Raw genomic sequence first — 532 nt, 5'->3', positions numbered from 1 at the left:
TCATGGATGTGCATGTATTCAACCGCCTACGCCAAATGAAGCAGTGGTGGGTAGCACCAACGTGTTCGACACTCTTTGGTAATGCGCTAGATACCATCGCGTTCTTTGCGATTGCATTCTACCAAAGTCCAGATCCATTTATGGCTGAGCATTGGACGGAAATCGCGCTGGTGGATTACGGCTTCAAGTTGGTGATCAGCCTTGGCTTGTTTGTCCCAATGTACGGTGTATTACTGAATTATCTGATTAAGAAGCTAACCGCAGTAAACCCAGACTTCAAAGTGAGTACGGCGGCGTAATATCGCTGATTGAATGTGAATAACAAAAAAGCCGCTGAATCCAGCGGTTTTTTTGTATTTGAAGGACGGGTACGAGTCTCGTTGTACAGCACAAAGAGCAATAAGATCATGGGTGTTCTAAAGCTCCAAGCACTGTGCATTGGAATGCCAAATAACAAAAAGGCTCCATAAGGAGCCTTTTTACTCGATAACAATCATTAGCAAGCGGTAATCGTTAATGGCCAACCAATGTC

General features: G+C 44.5%; 1 protein-coding gene. It reads left to right on the top strand.

Going from position 1 to position 532, the window contains the following annotated elements; genetic code table 11:
- The coding region (locus R8N47_RS28055; protein ID WP_318186466.1) for a queuosine precursor transporter at positions 1-299 on the top strand (299 nt) is incomplete at its 5' end.
- Positions 300-532 lie beyond the last annotated feature (233 nt).

It is taken from the genome of Vibrio sp. 2132-1, assembly GCF_033344315.1.
This window is presented reverse-complemented; position numbering and strand designations above follow the sequence as displayed.